The organism is Vogesella perlucida, from assembly GCF_979366545.1.
Map to the genome: position 1 here is coordinate 341,098 of NZ_CEETRO010000003.1, position 17,129 is coordinate 358,226.

A 17,129-nucleotide genomic window follows, 5' to 3' on the forward strand; every position below is an offset into this window, starting at 1 on the left:
CATCCGCGGCCTGCCACGTGCTGCAACACGGCCACCCACCTGCTGGCCGTGGCGCGAACCAAGCCAGCCACCCGGCGTCGCCCGCCCCGCGCCTGCCCCGGTGGCTGTCACACTGGAGACCCCGATGGGACTGCTGAATAGCCTGCTGGAGCACAACCGTGCCTTCGTTGAAGCGCGCGAGTACGAACAATTCGAAACCGATAAATTCCCCGATAAAAACCTGGCTGTGCTGGCCTGTATGGACGCACGCCTGGTAGAGCTACTGCCCAAGGCCATGGGCCTGAAAAACGGTGACGCCAAACTGATCAAAAACGCAGGCGCCTTGGTTACCCACCAGTGGGGCTCGGTGATGCGCAGCCTGCTGGTAGCGGTATACGAGCTGCGTGCTGAAGAAATCTGCGTAGTAGCCCACCACGACTGCGGCATGCGTGCCATCGACCCCGCCCGCATTCTGGCCAATGCCCAGGAGCGCGGCGTCAGCGCCGACACCATCACCACCCTGCGCGGCGCCGGCATCGACCTGGACGCCTGGCTGAAGGGTTTTGACAATGTGCACGACAGCGTGCGCCACACCGTGCACACCATTCGCAACCATCCGCTAATGCCCAAAGACATCCCGGTACACGGCCTGGTGATTCACCCTGCCACCGGCCAGCTCGACCTGATCGTGGATGGCTACGCCAACTGAGCACCCGCCGTGCTGCGTGGGCGTGTTTGGCGGCACCTTCGACCCCATCCACGCAGCGCACCTGCGTATGGCCGACGCGTTCTGGCAGCAATGCGCGCTCACGCGCCTGCACCTGATCCCCGCCGGCCAGCCCTACCACCGCCAGCAAGGCCCCGCCGCCAGCGCCATCCAGCGCCTGGCCATGGTGCAGCTGGCCATTGCCGGCCGGCCCGGCTGGCTGGCCGATGGCCGCGAAGTACAGCGCGCCCGCCACGCCTATACCATTGAAACGCTGGAAGAAATCCGCGCCGAGCTGCCCGCCGCGTGCTCGCTGTGGTTTCTGGTAGGCGGCGATTCGCTGGAAAAACTGCACACCTGGCACCGCTGGCGCGAGCTGCTGCAGCTCGCCAGCCTGGCCGTAGCCGTCCGCCCGGGCTTTGACCCTGGCCGCCTGCACCCCGATATCGCCAGCCTGTGGCAGGCCGCGCAAGTATCTGATTTTTCAAACAGCGCGCCTTCCGGTACAATCCGCGCCCTGACCTTGCCACCCGTCCCCCTCTCTGCCACCGAACTGCGAGCCCGTCTCGCCAGTGGCAGCGACTGCAGCGGGCTGATTGCCAAGCCGGTACTGGCCTATATCCGCCAGCACCAGCTATACCGGTAGACGGTGGCAGGCTATTGATTGCACGTGCCGCCGTCCCGCGGCCGTTTGCTCTTTACGGGACCTCTGTTGGCACCGGACGCTGACGTGACATTACGTCCCCGACACACTACTCAAGGAATACCATGCAAGTTCAAGACATCGCCAAGCTGGCTGTAGAAGCCCTGGAAGACGTAAAAGGCAAAGATATCGTCGAGCTGGACACCACCCAGCTGACCTCGCTGTTTGCACGCCTGATCGTGTGCACCGGCGATTCCAACCGTCAGGTCAAAGCCCTGGCCAATAACGTCGCCGTGACCCTGAAAGAAAAAGGCATCGAGCTGGTGGGCACCGAAGGCCACGAAAGCGGCGAATGGGTACTGGTAGACGCCGGCGACGTGGTGATCCACGTGATGCTGCCTGCCGTACGCGACTACTACGATATCGAAGCACTGTGGGGCGGCGAAAAGCCATCCTTCGTGCCGGTAGGCGGCCGCCCATGGAACGCTGCCGTCTAAGCTAGGCCCGTGCAGTAAACCGTTGGCCGCAGCCCCGCAAGGCGCTGCGGCCAACCTTTTTGGGGACGCACCCATGAAAATCACCCTGCTAGCCGTGGGCAGCAAGATGCCGCGCTGGGTAGACGACGCCTTTGGCGACTACGCCAAGCGCTTTGGCCGCGACATCCAGTTCGAGCTCAAAGAAATCAAACCGGAAAAACGCGGCGGCGGCGTCACCGCCGAAAAAGGCATTGCCGCCGAACACGAGCGTATCGTGGCGGCCATACCGCCGCGCAGCAAGCTGGTCATCCTGGATGAGCGCGGCAAAAACTGGACCTCGGTACAGCTGGCTGGCGCCATGAAAGACTGGATGGCCGGCGGCGACGACATCTGTATCGTCATCGGCGGGGCAGACGGCCTGTCGCAGCCGCTGAAAGCCCGCGCCGACATCATGCTGCAGCTATCGGCCATGACCCTGCCACACGGCATGGTGCGTGTGCTGCTGGCCGAGCAGCTGTATCGGGCGTATTCCATCCTGAATAACCACCCTTACCACCGCGAATAGCAGAGCGCGCGCTGCGACAATTTGCCGCATGGTTTTACAGCGTGCCGCCTTCTAGACTGCTGCCCATTCCTTCCCGTCTGGAGCATACGTCATGAAAGCCCTGCTGTTGAGCGCCGCCGTTGCGCTGACTACCCTGCCCGCCCTGGCTCACGTCACCCTGGAAACCCAGCAGGCGGTTGCTGGCAGCGGCTACAAAGCCGTCCTGCGCGTACCGCATGGCTGCGATGGCAGCCCCACCACCAGCGTGCGTGTACTGCTACCGGAAGGTTTCCGCCTGGCCAAACCTATGCCCAAAGCAGGCTGGCAGCTGTCTACCGTGAAAAAAGCCGTCGTGCCGTTCGATAACCACGGCACCACCGTGCGCGAGGACGTGAGCGAAATCGAATGGCGTGGCGGCAACCTGCCCGACGATTTCTATGACGAGTTCGTCTTCCGCGGCACCCTGCCTGCGCAGGCTGGCGAAACTGCCTGGTTTAAAGTGGTACAAAAATGCGTGCGCGGTGAAACCCGCTGGGACGAGATTCCTGTAGCCGACAGCAAGCCAGCCAAGCCGGCTACCGGGGTAAAACTGACCCCGCCAGCCAGCCCGGTACATAGCCACTAAGCCAGTCTGATCTGGGCCAAAAAGGGTGCTGCGGCACCCTTTTGCCTTTTTTTTAGGCAAAAAAATTTTGCTGGCCCAACACCCCGCAAAGCCAGCTATAGCAAGCGTTAAGCCATAAGAATCACCCTGTAGTACACACCCGGCTTTGATAAATTCACGCAAAAACTGGAAATTATTCAAGAGAATCAGTACCATGCATGTTCCGCCCGCAAGGGCATTGGTTCTTTACTCATGACTATACGACCGATACTGGCCGGGCTGATCGCCTTTGCCACCCTGCCTGCGGCTTGGGCCGACAGCTGGAGTGATATCCAAACCGATCATGCTTTAGGCCTTTACCGCGAGCTGGATGACGCCATTGCGCCGGGCTTGGGTACCAAGCTAAACCCGGAGGCAGTACCGCCTTTCCGTAAGCCCCCGGCCGTCAAAGCCATCAAAGCGCTCGATATCCCGGTAGTAAAAGCGCCATCCTACGATGCGCGCCAGGCTGCCACTTTCAACAAACTGATCGCAAAAGTTGCCCGCGAGCAAAAAGTCGATCCCCAGCTGCTGCACGCCATCATTGCGGTGGAATCCGGCTACGACCCGGAAGCCCTGTCGCCCAAAGGCGCACAAGGCCTGATGCAGCTGATGCCGCAAACGGCTGCCCGTTTTGGTGCCAGCAACCCGGCAGACCCGCTGGAAAACCTGCGAGCCGGTGCACGCTATGTGCGCTTCCTGCTGACAGCGTTCAAACACGATATGCCCCTGGTGATCGCCGCCTACAATGCTGGCGAGGGCAGTGTCAGCAAGTACCGCAACAGTATCCCGCCGTACCCGGAAACCCGGATGTACGTGGCCAAGGTACTGGCTTCCTACGAGAAGCGCACAGGCCAGAGCCTGCTGCCTGCGGCAGCCACCGTGGGTGGCCGGGTACGCGTGACCTTCCCGGCGGATACCCCGCTGTAAAACCGCTTGCGCCCTGCGCAACAAAAAAGCCGGATCGCAAGATCCGGCTTTTTTTCATTTGATGCCCTAGCGTGCCGCCAGGCTCGCGGCCAACCTTTTCAGGCTATGCCAGGCGTCGCCCTGCTCTACCCCTTTTATCTGACGGTCGATACGAGCGCAGGTAGCCAGCGCATCGGTCAGACGGCGCGGCCCGATGCGCTGCACGGCCGGTGCGGCCAGTTTTTGCTTGTCGCCCCACAGGCGCAGCTCGCCGGCCATGTCGCGCACCTGGCGGCCCTCTTTCAGGCCCCGCCCCAGCTTGATCAGCATGCGCACGTCTTCGGTAAACGACCACAACACCAGCACCGGGGCCTCGCCCTCGGCTTCCAGCCCGTCCAACATGCGCGTCGCGCGGGCGGCGTCGCCTGCCAGCCAGCTTTCGGACAGGTGGAATACGTCAAAGCGCGCCACATTGGCCACCGCATCGCGGATATCGGCCAGGCTCAGCTCGCCCTTGGGGTACAGCAGGGCCAGCTTGTCGATTTCCTGCTTGGCCGCCAGCAGGTTGCCCTCTACGCGGTCGGCAAAAAATGCTGCGCTATCATACGCCACGCTCTGGCCCTGGGCTTTCAGGCGGCGGCTGATCCATGCGGGCAGATCGTTACGGTTTACCGGGCGGGCTTCTACCAGTACGGCGTGCTTTTCCAGCGCTACAAACCATTTGGCTTTTTGCTGGGTTTTATCCAGCTTGGGCAGCTGGATCAGCGTGATGGTGTCCTGCGGCGGATTAGCGGCCAACTGTTGCAGTGCCTCGGCACCGTCCACGCCCGGCTTGCCGCCGGGGATGCGGATTTCCAGCAGCTTCAGGCTGGCAAACAGGGACACGCTGCTCATGGCATCGCGCAGGCGCGACCAGTCAAAATGGCCGCCTTCCACCGTCAGCACGTCGCGCTCCAGATAGCCGGCCCGGCGGGCACTGGCCCGCAGGCTGTCGGCGGCTTCCAGCGCCAGCAGCGCCTCCTCGCCATACACCACGTACAGTGGCGCCAGCGGGCTGCGCGCCAGCTGGTCTTTCAGGGCGTCAGGGCTGAGTGCTGGCATTGGCAGGCTTGGCAGGCGTAACCGCCGGCAGATAAGACAGGCGGCGCACCAGCTGTTCGGCAGCGTCGCGGCGCATATCGGCCCACAGCAGGGCTTCTTCGCGCTCTTTACCCAGCACGGCGGCATCGCTATAGCTCAGCTCGCGGCGCACCACCACCGACATGGGCAGCGCAGTATCGTCGGACAGGCGCTGTACGGCGGCGTCCACACGATAAATCAGCAGGTACTCGTTGACCTTGCCACCCCGGTTGATGGTAAGAATGTCCTTGCGGCTTTCTTCGCCCACCACACGCAGCGTGGCCTGGGCCTGGCTGCTTGTCAGGGTCAGACGGCCGTCGCGCTGCAATGCCAGACGCAGGGCCTCGTCCAGCGAGCCGGTACTTTGCAGGCTCAGGCTGCTGAATGACAGCGGCGCAAGCGGGGCAGACAGCCCGCGCAGGTGAAAACCGCAGCCGGCCAGCAAGCTGACACTCAAGGCCAGAACGACACTATGCAGGGTTCGCTTCATGGCGTGTTACCGATAAAAACGGCGCGGGCCAGGCCGCGCCGTGTACCCGCCCCGGCAAGGTATGCCGGGGCCAGGGTACGGGTTTAAACCACGATGTTGACCAGGCGGCCAGGCACCACGATGATCTTCTTGGCCGGCTTGCCTTCCATGAACTTGATCACGTTTTCGTGTGCCAGCGCGGCGGCTTCGATCACGTCTTTGCCGGCATCGGCAGCCACGGTCACGCTACCACGCAGCTTGCCGCATACCTGCACCATCAGCTCGATCTCGCTTTTCACCAGCGCGCTCTCGTCTACCTGCGGCCAGGCCTGGGCCAGCAGCTCGGTCCCCGGCTTCAAGGCGCTCCAGATGGCGTCGGTGATGTGCGGCACGATAGGCGACAGCAGGATGGTAGCGGCTTCCAACACTTCCTGCGCCACGGCGCGGCCAACGTCACCGCTGGTATCGGCCTTGTCGTAGGTGTTCAGCAGTTCCATCACGGCGGCGATGGCGGTGTTGAACTGCAGGCGGCGGCCGTAGTCGTCGGCCACTTTCTGGATGGTGCTGTGCAGCTTGAAGCGCAGCTCTTTCTGGCTGGCGTTCAGCTCGCCCGCGCTGTACGGGGCGGTGATGCCGGCGGCTACGTGTTCGCGGCTCAGCTTCCACAGACGCTTCAGGAAGCGGAACGCGCCTTCCACACCCGCGTCGGACCATTCCAGGCTCTGCTCTGGCGGGGCAGCAAACATCATGAACAGGCGCGCGGTGTCGGCGCCGTAGTTTTCGATGAATTCCTGCGGGTCCACGCCGTTGTTCTTGGACTTGGACATCTTCTCTACGCCGCCTACCACTACCGGCTGGCCGTCTACGCGGTGAGTCGCGCCAACGATCTTGCCCTTGGCGTCGCGTTCCAGTACCACGTCTTGCGGCGCGATCCAGTCTTTGCTGCCGTTAGGCAGGTCGCGGTAGAAGGTTTCGCAGATCACCATGCCCTGGGTCAGCAGGCTCTTGAACGGCTCGTCGCTGTCTACCAGGCCTTCGTCGCGCATCAGCTTGTGGAAGAAGCGCGCGTACAGCAGGTGCAGGATGGCGTGTTCGATACCGCCCACGTACTGGTCTACCTGCAGCCAGTAGTTGGCCGCAGCTTTGTCCAGCATGGCGGTGTCGCACTGCGGGCTGGCGTAGCGGGCGTAGTACCAGCTGGACTCCACGAAGGTGTCCATGGTGTCGGTTTCGCGACGGGCTTCGCCACCACACTTGGGGCAGGTGGTTTCGTAGAAGGCCGGCATCTTGGCCAGCGGGCTACCGGCGCCATCGGGGATCACGTCCTCCGGCAGCACGACCGGCAGGTCTTTTTCCGGCACCGGCACGTCACCGCAGCATGGGCAGTGGATGATAGGAATCGGGCAGCCCCAGTAGCGCTGGCGGCTGATACCCCAGTCACGCAGGCGGTACTGGGTTTTCTTGGCGCCGGCGGCTTTGGCCTCCAGGTCGGCCACGATGGCATCGAAGGCTGCGCTGAAGGCCAGGCCGTCGTACTTGCCGCTATTGCGGGTGATCAGGCCTTCCTTGGCACCGTACCAGTCTTGCCAGGTAGTGGCGTCGAAGTTGTCTTCGCCTGCAGCCGGGGCGTACACCTGGGTAATCGGCAGGCTGTACTTGTTGGCAAACTCGAAGTCGCGCTCGTCGTGCGCCGGTACGGCCATCACGGCGCCTTCGCCGTAGCCCCACAGCACGTAGTTGGCAATCCATACCGGCAGCTTGGCGCCGGTCAGCGGGTGCACCACGAACAGACCGGTGTCCACGCCTTTCTTTTCCATCTTGGCAACGTCAGCCTCGGCCACGGAGCCGGCTTTGCATTCGGCGATAAACGCCTGCAGCGCAGGGTTGGCCGCAGCGGCCTGGGTGGCCAGCGGGTGCTCGGCAGCCACTGCCACGTAGGTGGCACCCATCAGCGTATCCGGGCGGGTGGTGTACACCTTCATCTCGCCGGCGTGGCCGATGCTGTCTACATCGTAGGCAAAGGACACGTCGGAGCCGAAGCTCTTGCCGATCCAGTTGCGCTGCATGGTTTTTACCTGCTCTGGCCAGCCGTCCAGCTTGTCCAGGTCGTTCAGCAGCTCGTCAGCGTACTTAGTGATGGCGAAGTAATACATCGGTATTTCGCGCTTTTCCACCAGCGCGCCAGAGCGCCAGCCACGGCCATCTACGACCTGCTCGTTGGCCAGTACGGTCTGGTCTACCGGGTCCCAGTTCACCACGCCGTTTTTCTTGTAGATGATGCCCTTCTCGAACAGGCGGGTGAACAGCCATTGCTCCCAGCGGTAGTAGTCGGGCTTGCAGGTAGCCAGCTCGCGCTCCCAGTCCAAGGCAAAGCCCAGGCTGTCCAGCTGCTTTTTCATGTAGTCGATATTGGCGTAGGTCCACGCGGCCGGTGCGCCACCGTTTTTCATGGCGGCGTTTTCTGCCGGCAGGCCAAAAGCATCCCAGCCCATGGGCTGCAGCACATTGAAGCCTTGCGCGCGTTTGAAGCGGGCCAGCACGTCGGTAATGGTGTAGTTACGCACATGGCCCATGTGCAGCTTGCCGGAGGGGTACGGGAACATCGACAAGGCGTAGTACTTGGGGCGGGTGCTGTCTTCCACGGCCTTGAAGGCCGCGGTTTTTTGCCATTTCTGCTGGGCGGCGGCTTCAAGCTCGCGCGGGCTGTATTGTTCTTGCATTGGGGATCTCTTGGCGCAAAAAAGCGTGAAAATTCAATCGGGACATTATAACGACGCAGGCTGCCAGTGCCTACACGGCAGCTGGCAGCCTGGCGAAAAAGACCGGCCGACGCACAGGGCGCGTTCAGGGGCAGGGCTTGCGCTGCCAGCCTTGCGGCCCGCGATAACAGCGCTGCTCGGCCAGCTGGCGGGTAATGTACCAGCGGCTGTCGGCACCGCGGATCAGCTGCAGCGACCAGCGCCGCGCGCGTATGCTGTCGTCCAGCAAGCCATCCTGCTGGATGCTGACGCTGACGCGGTCGAACGATTCCGGCTGGCTGCGCTGGCTGATGCGCAGGCGGGCGTACTCGAACTGGCCATCGCGCCCCATATCCGGCGCCAGATAGGCCATGGCCACCTGTACCGGCAGCTCACCCGGCTGGCCGGTGTACAGCGGGCCGTTTTCGGCGGCGGCGGTACTGGCCGCCCCTGCGGCCAACCCTGCCAGCAGCCACGCGGTCAACATGCGCTTCATCGTATGTCCTTTCAGCTATGGCGCAACAGCGACCACAGCATTTCGCTGGCCATCACCACCATCAGCACGGCAAAGGCCTTTTTCAGTTTGGCCACCGGCAGCGTATGCGCGGCACGGGCACCCAGCGGCGCGCACAGCACGGTCATCAGCATCAGCGCCGCCATGGCCGGCAGGTAGATAAAGCCCAGGCTGCCCCACGGCAAGCCCGCCACCCCCCAGCCGCTGGACAGGTAGCCCAACGCGCCGGATACCGCAATCGGCCAACCCAGCGCAGCGCTGGTGGCAATGGCGGTGTGCACCGGCACATTACACCAGCTCATGAACGGTACGCTCATGGAGCCGCCGCCGATGCCTACCCAGCTGGAAACCATGCCGATGACGCCACCGGCTGCGCTTTTGCCTGCCAGGCCCGGCATGTTGCGGCTGGCGGGCGGCTTGGCGCCCAGAAACATTTGTGCGCCAATCACATAGGCGTACACCACAAAGAACCACTTTAGCCCGTTGCTAGGGATATACCCGGCCAGCAGGCTGCCGGCAAAGGTGCCCAGCACCATGGCCGGGGCCATGCCACGCACGATGCCCCAGCTCACCGCACCCTTTTTATGGTGCTCGCGCACGCTGGCAAAGCTGGTAAAGACCATTACCGCCAGCGAAGTACCCACGGCGAGGTGCTGTACGTAGTTGCCCCCCAGCCCGGCAGACTCCAGCACACCGACCACCACCGGCACAATGACCAGGCCACCGCCCACACCGAGCAAGCCCGCCAGAAAGCCGGCAATCGCACCAAAACCCAACAGTACAGCAAACATCGTTAAAGACAGCATCAGAGAACATGCTCCTGCAGATAAGCCCATTGCTCGGGCGTGACGGGGGTAATGGACAAACGGTTGCCGCGTGCCAGCACCGTCATGTCCTGCAGCGCGGCATGCTGGCGCAGCTCGGTAGGCGACACCAGCCGCGTGCGGCGCACGAAGCGCACGTCCACACATTGCCAGCGCGGTTTGTCGGGGTGGGATTTGGCGTCGAAATACGGGCTGGCCGGGTCAAACTGGCTGGGGTCGTCGTGTGCGGGTGCCACTACCTCGGCGATACCGGCAATGCCCGGCTCGGGGCAGGACGAATGCCAGAACAGCAGCAAGTCGCCCGGCTGCATCTGGTCGCGCATGAAGTTGCGCGCCTGGTAGTTGCGCACGCCGGTCCACACAAAGTGGCGCTGCGGCTGGGCCTGCAGGTGATGGATGCCCACGTCGTCGGGCTCGGATTTCATTAGCCAGTAGGCCATGGGGTGTCCTTTCGCGCGCGCTGCGCTCAGGCAAAGCGGTGCAGGCCGCTTTCGGTCAGCAGGTAATCGAGGCGCACGTCCCACGGCTCACGCGGTACGCGGGCCACGCGCTGGCAGTCGTAGGCCACCCCCACCAGCAGCGGCTTGCCATAGCGCGGATGACGGCGGCGGAAGGCCAGCGTGCTGTCGTAGAAACCGCCACCCTGCCCCATACGGTAGCCGTCGGCATCGATACCCAGCAGCGGCACGAACAGCACATCCAGCCGCTCGGCGCGCAGCTGCGGGCCGGCGTACTCGGCAATGCCGTAGCGCGGGTGGGTATACCAAAGGTTGGCCGCACCCAGGCGGGCAAACCACAGGCGGCGGCCGCGCTGCGGAATCACCGGCAGGTACAGCGCAGCACCACGGGCGCGGGCGGTGGCCATCAGCGGTGCCATGTCCAGCTCGCTGCCGGCGGCAATATAAGCGCCCAAGTGCTTGCCACGACGCAACAAGCGCGAGGCATGGCGCGCAATAGCACGGGCGGCCTGCTGGCGGTAAGCACGTGGCAGGGCCATGCGGGCACGGCGCAGGGTTTTGCGCAGCAGGGCCTTGTCGCTGGGCGTGTCGGCGCGGGTCATGGGGTAGCTAACAGGGGAAAACGGGGGGAGTCCCCCGCGAGTGTCGATCCGGCAAAATTCGCTTGTACCCTGTTTCCAGGGTGGTCGCCCGCCCGTTGCTTCGGGCACATCCGGCTAAGGGACGCGGCACACCTGCAACCATGGCTAGCAACCGTAGCGAACGCATTGGTACAAAGGAATTTGGGAGCCTTCTCGAACACCGCAGGGGGTAGACGGATGTTCTGTACTACGAGAGCAGGCCTTGCTGGCCGGCGCTTAGCGCCTGGTCTGCTGCCTCGCTCATACTGCGTATTTTACGCTGGATTGCGGCCATCTCCAAGCCACCATCGCCTACTTTCACTTTCAACAGATCGTGAGCAATGTTCAGCGCAGCCATAATGGCTACCTTATCAGTATCCATCACGCGGCCAGTGGCCTGAATACTATCGATTTTTTCACCCAGCAGTCGCACAGCCTGCTCCAGCGTTTCGCGCTCTTCTGCCGGGGTGCCAATGGAAAAATGGCGGCCCAGCAGGGTGACATCCACCTGAACCACGTCGCTCATGCTTCTTCCTCCTTCGGCAAGCGGTCAATCAGCAGGGTAACGCGGTGGCGCGTTTCTTCCAGATTGAACTTCATCTCGGCGTTTTCACGCATGGCTTCGGCCAGCGCCGAGGCAAAGCGGCTGTTTTGGGTTTCCAGCTCGTGAATGCGCGCAATCAGCGCAGCGACACGGCCTTCCAGATATTCGAGTTCGTGTTCCATGGCGGCGAGAATAGCCAAGCGCTACGGGGGCGTCAAACCCAGCTTGCGCCTGGCATGGTCCAGAGTGGTACAGAGTTGTTCGGCAGCCCCGGCCAGACGCGGGCCCGGGCGACTTATCGTGTCCTGATCCAGGGTAAGTTGCAAGCCTTGTGCCACCGCAGGCAGCTGCGGCCAACGTTGCCAGCGGGCATGGTTGGCCGCATCAAACGCCAGCATCAGCTGTGGCCGCGCCAGCACCACCGCCTCGATACTGACCTGCGGCGCAGGCAGGGCGGCCCCGGCAAATACATTGTGGCCACCACACAGGGTGATGAGCGAGCCCAGAAAGCTCTGTTTGCTCACGGTAAAAACGGGGTTGTCGCCTATTTGCATAAACACCGACACCGGCGCGCTGCGGCGGTAGCGCTGCTGCAGGCTGGCGATGCGGCGCGCAAACGCTGCCGCCTGCGCCTCGGCCTGGGCGGCGTGGCCGGTCAGCTGGCCCAGGTCGCGCATCTCGCCCGGGATATCAGCCAGCTGCAGCGGCGCACTGATATACACCGGCAGCCCCATCTCGCGCAGCTTTTGTACGGTGCGCAGGTTGCCGCCGTCGCGCCAGGCCACGATCAGGTCCGGCTTTTGTTGCAGGATGGCCTCGATGCTCAGCCCGCTATAGCCGCCCACGCGGGGCAGCTGGCGCGCAGCGGGCGGGTAGTCGCTGTAATCCACCGCCGCCACCAGCTGGCTACCGGCGCCAATGGCGTACAGGTTTTCCACCGCGTGCGGCACCAGCGCCACCACGCGGCGGGCGGGCGCGGGCAGCACCACGCTATTACCCTGCGCATCGCGCACCGACACCGCGGCCAGCGCCGGGGCGGCCAGCAGCGCGGCGGCACACCACAGCTGCCACCTCACGCTGCGCCTTTCAAGACCAAAGGTTGGCCGCACGCCACCAGGGTTACACGCTGGCACACCTGGGCAACGTCCTGGTTCAGGCGGCCCAGCTCGTCCACAAAATGGCGGGTTTCCGCGCCCAGCGGCACCACGCCCCAGCCTACTTCGTTGCTCACCAGCACCACCGCAGCCGGCGGTGCAGCCAACACGGCCAGCAAGATACTGCGCTGCTGCTGCCAGGCGTCGGCATCAAACTGGCCGTGCTCGTCAAAAAAGCGCATCAGCCACATGCCCAGGCAGTCCACCAGCACCAGGCTGCCCGGTGCTGCGTACTGCAGCGCCTCGCCCAGGTGGCGGCCAACCTCGGCCAGGACCCAGTGCGCCGGGCGGCGTGCCTGGTGGTGGGCGATACGCTCGGCAAATGCTGCGTCGGGGCGGCGTTCGGCGGTGGCCACGTAGCACACGGCGCCGCCGTGCTGCAGCGCCAGGCTTTCGGCGTAGCGGCTTTTGCCGCTGCGGGCACCGCCGCTAATCAGGTGGGTAGTGGTCATGCTGTGTCTGCTTTCAATAAAAACGGCCCGCCTGGCAAGGGCGAGCCACATGGCCTGATGATAACAAGGCTTACTGGGCGTAACGTACGCCGACAAACCAGCCACGGCCTGGCTGATTGTAGTCTTTTACCGTTTCGTAGCGCTTGTCACCCACGTTGGTCAGCTTGGTGTTCAGCGTCCACTGCTTGTCCAGCTGGTAGTCGGCCCCCAGGTTCACCACGCCATAGCCTGGCAGGTACTGGTTTTTTCCTGCATCGACCACGCGCTTGCTACTAGCACGCCATTCTGCACTGAGCAGGGTACGGTCCAGCTGCCAGCCCAGGGTCATGCCGCCAAAGCGCTTGGCACGCGCTGCCAGTAGCTGGCCGGTTTTCACGTCGCGCGCGCGTTGCGAGGTCACGTTGGCCGCCAGACTGATCTCGCCAATGACCGTGCCGACTTCAACGCTCTGACCCAGAATGCGGGCCCGGTCGAGGTTGACTTGCAATTTGTCGGTACCAGACTTGTTGGCAATCATATTGTCTATGCGGTTATCAAACGCCACCATCTTGGCATACTGCCCGGCCTGTTGCCATGTCAGGCCCAGCTCGCGCGTGCTGGCGGTTTCGGGCAGCAGATCGGGGTTGCCACGATAATTCGGTGCCACGTCCGGCCAGTACAGCTGGTTAAAGGTCGGGGCCTTAATGGCGGTGCCGTAGGCTGCACGCCAGGACCACGCCGGGCTCAGGACCATGCCGTACGCCAGCTGGCCAGTGGTTTTGCCACCAAACTGGCTGTTATCGTCGTAACGGGTACTCCCCTGCAAACGATGGATGCCAAACTCGCCCTGATACGCGGCAAAGACCGAATCAACACGACGATAACGCTGGTTCATCTTGGCGCTGCCATGGACAAACTGCTCCACGTTGGCCGCTCCCAGGGTCAGCTGGCCTGCCTGGCCCAGCTGCAAGTCGTTTTGCCACTGCCACTCGCGCAAACGCGTGTCGAAGGTACCGCTAGGGGTCAGGAAATTACTCTTGGTATAGGTCTGCGATTTATCCGTGCTGTAGTTGTAACGCAGCGTGCTATGCCAGGTGGTATTGATGCGGTTTTTCAGCTCGATGCTCTGGGCTGACATTTGTGAGTGGCCTTCATCCGCCTGGGTAGCGGCCACGCCAGAGGACGCACTGTCATATTCGCTGACGGCATCGGCATGGTAGGCGTTCAACCCCACGGTATGCCCTGGCGCCAGCTCGTGCTGCACGTTCGCGGTGTAGGTGGTGTTTTCATAGCCATCACGGTCCCTGTTGTAGGGCAACCGGCGCGCAGAAAAACCATCAGACTGATTGCGATCTACCGCCAGGCTGAAGGCGGTACGGTCTACCTTGCCCGCCAGCCCCGCCCCGGCGACACGCTTGCCCTCGGCACCGGCACCCGCATGCAGGCTAAGCGCAGGGCTATCGCTACCGCGCTTGGTAAAGATCTGGATCACGCCACCCAGCGCGTCCGCACCGTACAGGCTGGAGGCCGGGCCACGCAGGATTTCCACACGCTCGATCAGGGCCAGGGGAATGTGCTCCAGCGACGTGGTGCCTTTGGTGCCCGACACGATACGCACGCCGTCAATCAGCACCATGACATGATCTGCCCGGCTGCCACGCAGGCTCAGGCGCGCTTCGGTCCCCTCGCCGCCATTGCTGACCATATCGATGCCGGGTTGACGGCTCAGCAGATCAGGCAGGTTCACACTGCCGGACTGGGCAATTTCTTCGCTGCCCAGCACGGTGATATCGGACAGCACTTTGGCGACCGGGGTGGCGGTACGGGTGGCGGTAACCACCACTTCGTCGAGGGTAACAGGCTGATTGGCCATGGCGGCCTGGGCACACGCCAGCGCTACCAGCGCGGCCAGTGGTTTGCTTTTGAACATGTAGACACACTCCGTAGGGACAAAAAGGGAGTGCGGAGAAATAAAAGGACACTAGCGCACCGCCGGCAGGCACCGGCAGCAGGCTGTCTGATCGCCTCCCCGCGATACTCCAGCAAGACGCGATTCCGCCGCGTCCATTGCAGGCCGGTCTCCGGGCTGGGCCATGCGGCATCGTGCCTTCCCACCCTGCGGGGCAGTGGCTGATACGATGCCTGGAGCGCGTACGCTCAGGCCTTACCGTTGCGGGGGCAGCGCCGGTCTTGCACCGGCTTCCCGTTTCACCTGCCATGCCCGTACGGGCGTGGCAGACACCTGCAAGCGCGCATTATACCGTGTGCCACCCCTGCTGGATGCAGTCATGACACATTGGCGTACCTGGCTGAAACATATGCCCCGCTGGCCAGAACCTGCCAGCAGGGCGGGTGGCGCGTGGTCAGTATTTGATGGTCACGGCCGCCTGCATATTGCGGCCAGCTTCCGGGTACAGATTGTATTTGCCTGTCGCGCCGGTAGAGCCGGAGCGGATAGCGTAGGACGCATACTGTTTGTCCAGCAGGTTATTCACACTCAGCGACACCCCCACGGTCTTGCTGTAATCGTGGCTGAGCTTGGCATGGATCAGGCTGTAAGCGCCCAGTTTCTTGGCAAACTGGTTGGCCTGGTCGTTATCCAGCCGCTGCGAGCCCACATACTGCCACTGCACGCCCACACGGGTTGACTCGTACGGTGCCCAGCTCAGCGACAGGTTAGCCATATGGCGGGGTACCAAGGGTACGGTTTTCCCTGCCAGGCTAATGTTGTTGGCCATGCCACTGCGGAAGGTGGCTTGCTGCCATGTCACGGCGGCGCTCAGGTCAAGGTTGGCCGCAAGCGGTGTCTTGCCCTCCAGCTCAACACCCTGGCGCCGGGTCGGGTCGAGGTTAACGTTGGCCGAGCTGAGGTTGTTGTAATGAATTTCACGATTCAGGTCATAACGGAACCATGCCGCCCGCAAGGCCTGGCCCTGGTGCTGCCAGGACAAACCCAGCTCTTTGTCGTGCGATAGCTGTGGCAACAGCGGGGTGCTGACATACGCCTGCTCGTCGGCATTGGCCAGACGGAAGCTCTGGCCCAGCTTGGCATAGCCATCCAGCTGCGGCATCAGCGCCTGGCGCACGCCCAGCTGCCAGGCACGCAGCTCTTTATTGCTGCCGTAGCTGTTTTCATAGCCGCTATGCACCTTGGCACTGTCTTCAACATGCTGCGAGCGGACACCCGCATTGATCGATGTACCCTGGGCTGGCCGCAGCAACACGTCGACAAACCCGCCGGCGTGGCGCTGCTTGATCTTTTTGCTGCCCGTACCGTAGGTATCCACACTGTCCACCGCGGCATCACCGGACATGGCGTCTACACCCAGTACCAGGCGATGACGCGCGACATCCTGTTCATAGCGCAAGCTGGCGGTGAGCTCTTCGGTTCTTTGCTGGCGCTTGCTGCTGTAGCTGGCGCTGATATCTTCGGACTGCAGTTTCTTGGTACTGCTCGCCACATCCAGCAGTACCATGCCCTCGCCTGCAGCTTGCTTCGCTTGCACACCCCACGTATCGGTGCGGGTGCTCATGTAATCGTCGGGCTTGTTGGTACCGCGCGGGTTGCTGGCAAACTCGTCCACCCCATTGGCCGCGTCCACACTACGCACACCGGGCAAACGCGTATCCTGATTGGCCGTGCGGGCATAAAAGCGCAGGGTGCCGCCCTCATGGCGCACCGTGGCCGCCAGGCCGCCGCTATCGTTACGCTCGGCATTGTTCTGGCGATAATTGTCCGTGGTCAGGGATTTCACATAGGCATCCAGCGCCACATGCTGGCTGCTGGCATGGCCGGACAAGTCGATTTTTTTCAGGTTATAGCTACCGGCTGTCAACGTAGCCTGCACGCCATCGGCCGCCCTGAAACCGTTACGGGTAATGATGTTGATCACCCCGCCGGTGGCACCGCCACCATAGGCCACGGCACCACTACCGCGTACCACTTCGATACGCTCGATCTGGCCAAGCGGGACCACGCCCAGGTTGGGTGCCGACAGATCGTTGGTGTTCTGTTTGACACCATCGACCAGAATCAGGGTATTGCTCAGGCCGGTGATGCCAAAGCCACGCAGGTCTACCGCTGCCGTGTCGGCAGCACCGGTGCTGTTACGTATCTGGATACCGGCCAGCCCGGACAACACATCCTGCACTGTACGCGCCGTGCTATTGGCAATATCCCGGGCGGTAATCACCGAAACATTCACCGGCAATTCACGTACTTTGTCCTGGCCGCGGGTGGCGGTAACCACCACTTCGTCGAGGGTAACAGGCTGATTGGCCATGGCGGCCTGGGCACACGCCAGCGCTACCAGCGCGGCCAGTGGTTTGCTTTTGAACATGTAGACACACTCCGTAGG

General features: G+C 62.9%; 19 protein-coding genes, 1 other RNA gene and 1 riboswitch. Of the genes, 6 read left to right on the top strand and 14 right to left on the bottom strand.

What is annotated here, in order from left to right; translation table 11 throughout:
* Positions 1 to 124 precede the first annotated feature (124 nt).
* The 6 genes from ACZ9XP_RS06435 to ACZ9XP_RS06460 all read left to right on the top strand — a co-directional run bounded on the left by ACZ9XP_RS06435 (position 125) and on the right by ACZ9XP_RS06460 (position 3,921).
* Positions 125 to 688, top strand: coding sequence for a beta-class carbonic anhydrase (locus ACZ9XP_RS06435; RefSeq protein WP_147688237.1), 564 nt, complete (start codon positions 125 to 127; stop codon positions 686 to 688).
* The gene (nadD, locus tag ACZ9XP_RS06440) at positions 672 to 1,331 is read left to right on the top strand and encodes a nicotinate-nucleotide adenylyltransferase (protein WP_147688238.1); all 660 of its coding nucleotides are present in this window, start codon (positions 672 to 674) and stop codon (positions 1,329 to 1,331) included. Before ACZ9XP_RS06435 ends, nadD begins: the two co-directional genes overlap by 17 nt.
* Positions 1,332 to 1,453: 122 nt before the next feature.
* Positions 1,454 to 1,825: a ribosome silencing factor gene (gene rsfS / locus ACZ9XP_RS06445; RefSeq protein ID WP_147688239.1), complete on the top strand. Its 372-nt coding sequence runs from the start codon at positions 1,454 to 1,456 to the stop codon at positions 1,823 to 1,825.
* A gap of 73 nt (positions 1,826 to 1,898) precedes the next feature.
* Positions 1,899 to 2,369, top strand: coding sequence for a 23S rRNA (pseudouridine(1915)-N(3))-methyltransferase RlmH (rlmH, locus tag ACZ9XP_RS06450; protein ID WP_147688240.1), 471 nt, complete (start codon positions 1,899 to 1,901; stop codon positions 2,367 to 2,369).
* Between the two features lie 91 nt (positions 2,370 to 2,460).
* Positions 2,461 to 2,973 carry a YcnI family protein gene (locus ACZ9XP_RS06455; protein ID WP_147688241.1) on the top strand — a complete coding sequence of 171 codons (513 nt, stop codon included), beginning with the start codon at positions 2,461 to 2,463 and terminating at the stop codon, positions 2,971 to 2,973.
* A 231-nt stretch (positions 2,974 to 3,204) separates the two neighbouring features.
* The gene (locus ACZ9XP_RS06460; protein ID WP_147688242.1) at positions 3,205 to 3,921 is read left to right on the top strand and encodes a lytic transglycosylase domain-containing protein; all 717 of its coding nucleotides are present in this window, start codon (positions 3,205 to 3,207) and stop codon (positions 3,919 to 3,921) included.
* A gap of 66 nt (positions 3,922 to 3,987) precedes the next feature.
* On the opposite strand, the gene holA is transcribed toward ACZ9XP_RS06460, so the two are convergent.
* From holA to ACZ9XP_RS06530, 14 genes are all read right to left on the bottom strand, one after another.
* Positions 3,988 to 5,001: a DNA polymerase III subunit delta gene (holA, locus tag ACZ9XP_RS06465; protein WP_147688243.1), complete on the bottom strand. Its 1,014-nt coding sequence runs from the start codon at positions 4,999 to 5,001 to the stop codon at positions 3,988 to 3,990.
* Positions 4,982 to 5,509: an LPS assembly lipoprotein LptE gene (locus tag ACZ9XP_RS06470; RefSeq protein ID WP_147688244.1), complete on the bottom strand. Its 528-nt coding sequence runs from the start codon at positions 5,507 to 5,509 to the stop codon at positions 4,982 to 4,984. The genes holA and ACZ9XP_RS06470 overlap by 20 nt, the downstream gene beginning before the upstream one ends.
* An 83-nt stretch (positions 5,510 to 5,592) precedes the next feature.
* Positions 5,593 to 8,208: a leucine--tRNA ligase gene (gene leuS / locus ACZ9XP_RS06475; protein ID WP_465188172.1), complete on the bottom strand. Its 2,616-nt coding sequence runs from the start codon at positions 8,206 to 8,208 to the stop codon at positions 5,593 to 5,595.
* A 124-nt stretch (positions 8,209 to 8,332) separates the two neighbouring features.
* A complete protein-coding gene (locus ACZ9XP_RS06480) occupies positions 8,333 to 8,722 on the bottom strand; it encodes a hypothetical protein (protein ID WP_147688246.1) in 390 nt (129 codons plus the stop codon).
* A gap of 11 nt (positions 8,723 to 8,733) precedes the next feature.
* On the bottom strand, positions 8,734 to 9,546 hold the full coding sequence (locus ACZ9XP_RS06485) for a sulfite exporter TauE/SafE family protein (RefSeq protein WP_147688247.1): 813 nt from the start codon (positions 9,544 to 9,546) through the stop codon (positions 8,734 to 8,736).
* Positions 9,546 to 10,004: an EVE domain-containing protein gene (locus ACZ9XP_RS06490; protein ID WP_147688248.1), complete on the bottom strand. Its 459-nt coding sequence runs from the start codon at positions 10,002 to 10,004 to the stop codon at positions 9,546 to 9,548. Before ACZ9XP_RS06490 ends, ACZ9XP_RS06485 begins: the two co-directional genes overlap by 1 nt.
* A gap of 26 nt (positions 10,005 to 10,030) precedes the next feature.
* Positions 10,031 to 10,624, bottom strand: a complete 594-nt coding sequence (locus tag ACZ9XP_RS06495) for a 5-formyltetrahydrofolate cyclo-ligase (protein ID WP_465188173.1) — start codon at positions 10,622 to 10,624, stop codon at positions 10,031 to 10,033.
* A 27-nt stretch (positions 10,625 to 10,651) separates the two neighbouring features.
* A non-coding RNA gene (gene ssrS / locus ACZ9XP_RS06500) (6S RNA) lies at positions 10,652 to 10,835 on the bottom strand.
* A 15-nt stretch (positions 10,836 to 10,850) separates the two neighbouring features.
* Positions 10,851 to 11,168, bottom strand: coding sequence for a cell division protein ZapA (locus tag ACZ9XP_RS06505; protein ID WP_017507599.1), 318 nt, complete (start codon positions 11,166 to 11,168; stop codon positions 10,851 to 10,853).
* Positions 11,165 to 11,368: a hypothetical protein gene (locus ACZ9XP_RS06510; protein WP_017507600.1), complete on the bottom strand. Its 204-nt coding sequence runs from the start codon at positions 11,366 to 11,368 to the stop codon at positions 11,165 to 11,167. The genes ACZ9XP_RS06505 and ACZ9XP_RS06510 overlap by 4 nt, the downstream gene beginning before the upstream one ends.
* Positions 11,369 to 11,389: 21 nt before the next feature.
* Positions 11,390 to 12,262: a cobalamin-binding protein gene (locus ACZ9XP_RS06515; RefSeq protein WP_465188174.1), complete on the bottom strand. Its 873-nt coding sequence runs from the start codon at positions 12,260 to 12,262 to the stop codon at positions 11,390 to 11,392.
* Positions 12,259 to 12,792, bottom strand: a complete 534-nt coding sequence (cobU, locus tag ACZ9XP_RS06520; RefSeq protein WP_465188175.1) for a bifunctional adenosylcobinamide kinase/adenosylcobinamide-phosphate guanylyltransferase — start codon at positions 12,790 to 12,792, stop codon at positions 12,259 to 12,261. Before cobU ends, ACZ9XP_RS06515 begins: the two co-directional genes overlap by 4 nt.
* Before the next feature lie 70 nt (positions 12,793 to 12,862).
* The gene (locus ACZ9XP_RS06525; protein ID WP_465188176.1) at positions 12,863 to 14,701 is read right to left on the bottom strand and encodes a TonB-dependent receptor domain-containing protein; all 1,839 of its coding nucleotides are present in this window, start codon (positions 14,699 to 14,701) and stop codon (positions 12,863 to 12,865) included.
* 125 nt (positions 14,702 to 14,826) lie between these two features.
* A riboswitch (cobalamin riboswitch) is annotated at positions 14,827 to 15,032 on the bottom strand.
* A 102-nt stretch (positions 15,033 to 15,134) separates the two neighbouring features.
* The gene (locus tag ACZ9XP_RS06530) at positions 15,135 to 17,111 is read right to left on the bottom strand and encodes a TonB-dependent receptor (protein WP_465188177.1); all 1,977 of its coding nucleotides are present in this window, start codon (positions 17,109 to 17,111) and stop codon (positions 15,135 to 15,137) included.
* Positions 17,112 to 17,129: the final 18 nt, after the last annotated feature.